The sequence below is a fragment of the Rhizobacter sp. P3_B12 genome (assembly GCF_056402895.1).
The window spans coordinates 1-3,817 of sequence record NZ_JBFUGN010000604.1 but is presented as its reverse complement, the minus strand read 5'-3'; the positions used below and the strand labels follow the sequence as shown (position 1 = coordinate 3,817).

The window sequence follows — 3,817 nt, the reverse complement described above, 5'->3', positions numbered from 1 at the left end:
GGTCTTGACCGCTTCGGCACGAGCGACCGACAGCTTCTGGTTGGCGGCGTCGCCACCGATCGCATCGGTGTGGCCGACGGCGATGATGACTTCGAGGTTCACGCCCGAGGTCTTGCTGACCAGGTCGTCCAGCTTCGTCTTGGCTTCCGGCTTCAGCGTCGACTTGCCGAAGTCATAGAAAGCGTCAGCGGCGAAGGTGACCTTCTCGGAGACCGGAGCGACCGGCACGACCACCGGGGCCGGCGGAGCGACCGGAGCCGGAGCCACCGGGGCCGGGGCGGGAGCCGGGGCCTGTGCAACCGGGGCCGGTGCAGGCGGCGGCTTCAGCGCGCCGTCACAAGCCTGGTTGGCAGTCGCCGGCGTCCAGTTGGCATCACGCCAGCAGAGTTCGTTGGTGCCATTCTTCCAGGGAAGGCCGGTGCTGTTGACCCAGTTGTCAGCACCGTTGGACTGCGCGAACGCAACAGACGCGGAAGCGGCGAGTGCGGCGGTTGCGAAGAGCGATGCCACTTTATTCAGTTTCTTCATGATTCTCCTCTTGAGGAATGTCGCAGATGGCCTGCAGAACGTCCAAACCGGAATCGGAAAGGTACGGTGAAACCCTCGGTCCCGAGCGCCCACCACCGTCGACGGATTGTGCCATAGGGCCTCTAGCGACCCGGATTTTGGCCCGGGGTCGCGGCTTCGTCCTACGAGAGTCGAATCAGATGTTGCGCAAGCACTACAACGGCCGCGAATTAGAATCGCGGATTGCGCTCACGGGCCCGCCAGCGCCCGTCTTCTCCGGCTCCGCCGACGACCTCGAATGACCCAGTTCGCCAAGGAAACCCTGCCGATCAGCCTCGAAGAGGAAATGCGCCGCTCGTACCTCGACTACGCGATGAGCGTGATCGTGGGGCGCGCACTGCCCGATGCGCGCGACGGCCTGAAGCCGGTGCATCGCCGCTCGCTCTTCGCGATGCACGAATTGAACAACGACTGGAACCGGCCCTACAAGAAGTCGGCCCGTATCGTCGGCGACGTGATCGGCAAGTACCACCCGCACGGCGACCAGTCGGTCTACGACACCATCGTCCGGCTGGCGCAGGATTTCTCGATGCGCCACATGCTGGTCGACGGCCAGGGCAACTTCGGCTCGGTCGACGGCGACAACGCCGCGGCGATGCGCTACACCGAAATCCGCCTCTCGAAGATCGCCCACGAGCTGCTCGCCGACCTCGACAAGGAAACCGTCGACTTCGGCCCGAACTACGACGGCTCCGAGAAAGAGCCGCTGGTGATGCCCACGCGGATGCCCAACCTGCTGGTGAACGGCTCCGGCGGCATCGCGGTGGGCATGGCCACCAACATCCCGCCGCACAACCTCAACGAGGTGATCGACGCCTGCCTCCACCTGCTGAAGAACCCCGGGGCCACGATCGACGAACTGATCGAGATCATCCCGGCCCCTGATTTCCCCACCGCCGGCATCATCTACGGCACCAGCGGCGTGCGCGACGGCTACCGCACCGGCCGCGGCAAGGTCGTGATGCGCGCGAAGTGCCATTTCGAAGACATCGACAAGGGCTCGCGCCAGTCGATCATCGTCGACGAGATCCCGTACCAGGTGAACAAGAAGACCCTGCTCGAGCGCATGGCCGAGCTGGTCCACGAGAAGAAGATCGAGGGCATCAGCCACATCCAGGACGAGTCCGACAAGTCCGGCATGCGCGTGGTGATCGAGCTGAAGCGCGGCGAGGTGCCCGAGGTCGTGCTGAACAACCTCTACAAGCAGACGCAGCTGCAGGACACCTTCGGCATCAACATGGTCGCGCTGATCGACGGCCAGCCGAAGCTCTGCAACCTCAAGGACCTGGTCAGCATCTTCCTCGAGCACCGCCGCGAGGTCGTGACCCGCCGCACGGTGTTCGAGCTGCGCAAGGCGCGCGAGCGCGGCCACGTGCTCGAAGGCCTGGCGGTGGCGCTGGCCAACATCGACGAGTTCATCGAGACGATCAAGACCTCGCCCACCCCGCCGGTCGCGAAGGCCGCGCTGATGAGCAAGTCGTGGGATTCCTCGCTGGTGCGCGACATGCTGTCGCGCGCCGAAGGCGAGACCCCGGGCGGGCGCGACGCCTACCGCCCCGAAGGCCTGCCGCGCCAGTACGGCATGCAGCCCGACGGCCTGTACCGCCTCTCCGACGACCAGGCCGGCGAGATCCTGCAGATGCGCCTGCAGCGCCTGACCGGCCTCGAGCAGGACAAGATCGTCGGCGAGTACAAGGAAGTGATGGCGGAGATCGCCGACCTGCTGAACATCCTCGCCACGCCGTCGCGCGTGACGACGATCATCACCGAGGAGCTGATCGCCATCAAGCTGGAGTTCGGCCAGACCAAGGCCGGCGCGCGCCGCAGCCAGATCGAGCACAACGCGCAGGATCTGGGCACCGAAGACCTGATCACGCCGACCGACATGGTCGTGACGCTCTCGCACACCGGCTACATCAAGAGCCAGGCGCTGTCCGAGTACCGCGCGCAGAAGCGCGGCGGACGCGGCAAGCAGGCCACGCAGACCAAGGAAGACGACTGGATCGACCAGCTCTTCATCGCGAACACGCACGACTACATCCTGTGCTTCACCAACCGCGGCCGGGTCTACTGGCTGAAGGTCTGGGAGGTGCCGCAGGGCTCGCGCAATTCGCGCGGCAAGCCGATCGTCAACATGTTCCCGCTGCAGCAGGGCGAGAAGGTCAACGTGGTGCTGCCGCTGACCGACGGCTTCCGCAGCTTCCCGGCCGACCACTTCGTGTTCATGTCGACCGCGCAGGGCGTGGTCAAGAAGACTGCGCTCGATGAGTTCAGCAACCCGCGCAAGGCCGGCATCATCGCGGTCGACCTGGATGAAGGCGACTTCCTGATCGGCGCCGCGCTCACCGACGGCAAGCACGACGTGATGCTGTTCAGCGATGGCGGCAAGGCGGTGCGCTTCGATGAAGACGACGTGCGCGCAATGGGCCGCGGCGCCCGCGGCGTGCGCGGCATGATGCTCGACGACGGCCAGAGCGTGATCGCGATGCTGGTCGCCGAGGACGAGACGCAGAGCGTGCTGACCGCCAGCGAGAACGGCTACGGCAAGCGCACGAGCATCGTCGAGTACACCCGCCACGGGCGCGGCACGAAGGGCATGATCGCGATCCAGCAGACCGAGCGCAACGGCAAGATCGTCGCCGCGACGCTGGTGCGCCCGGACGACGAGATCATGCTGATCACCGACAAGGGCGTGCTGGTGCGCACCCGTGTCTCCGAGATCCGCGAGCTGGGCCGCGCGACGCAGGGCGTCACGCTGATCGCGCTCGACGGCGGATCGAAACTGAGCGGCCTGCAGCGCATCGTCGAGAACGATGCCAATGCGGACGGAACCGAGCCTGGGGATGCCCCCGGCGATGGCACGGGCGACACCCCGACGGAAGGAGAAGCCTGATGCGCCGCCTGATCACGATCGCCCTGCTGGGCAGCACGGCGCTGGGCGCCTGGGCCCAGTCGACTCCGGCCACGCCGGCCACCGCATCGGCCCCCGCCACGCCTTCCAGCCCTGCGAAGAAAGCCCTGGTGCAGCGCGTGCTGACGCTGCAGCAGCCGGCGCTCGAGAACACCGCCCGCGAGGTGGCCGAGCGCCCGGCGATGCAGCTCACGAGCGCCGCGCAGCAGTACCTGCAGCAGCGCGTGCCAGCCGACAAGCGCGAAGCGATGTGGACGCAGGTGCAGGCCGCCGTGCGCAAGTACCTGGCCGAGGCGGTACCGCTGGTCAAGGAACGCGCGCTGGCGTTGAGCCAGACGG

At 66.6% G+C, this 3,817-nt stretch carries 2 protein-coding genes and 1 pseudogene; 2 read left to right on the top strand and 1 reads right to left on the bottom strand.

All coding sequences use genetic code 11. From position 1 onward, the window contains the following. Positions 1-528, bottom strand: a 528-nt coding sequence (locus AC1D01_RS24550; protein WP_477871007.1) for an OmpA family protein, incomplete at its 3' end; no start/stop codon positions are given. A 277-nt stretch (positions 529-805) separates the two neighbouring features. Here AC1D01_RS24550 and gyrA point away from each other — a divergent pair. Together gyrA and AC1D01_RS24540 are read left to right on the top strand one after the other, a co-directional pair. Beyond that, the gene (gene gyrA / locus AC1D01_RS24545; RefSeq protein ID WP_477871005.1) at positions 806-3,460 is read left to right on the top strand and encodes a DNA gyrase subunit A; all 2,655 of its coding nucleotides are present in this window, start codon (positions 806-808) and stop codon (positions 3,458-3,460) included. After that, a pseudogene (locus tag AC1D01_RS24540) lies at positions 3,460-3,817 on the top strand (hypothetical protein); the annotation flags it as partial. The gene gyrA and the pseudogene AC1D01_RS24540, both read left to right, overlap by 1 nt.

Excerpts from the sequence above, each read along its gene's own strand:
- gyrA (WP_477871005.1), top strand. The coding sequence starts at position 806 with ATGACCCAGTTCGCCAAGGAAACCCTGCCGATCAGCCTCGAAGAGGAA.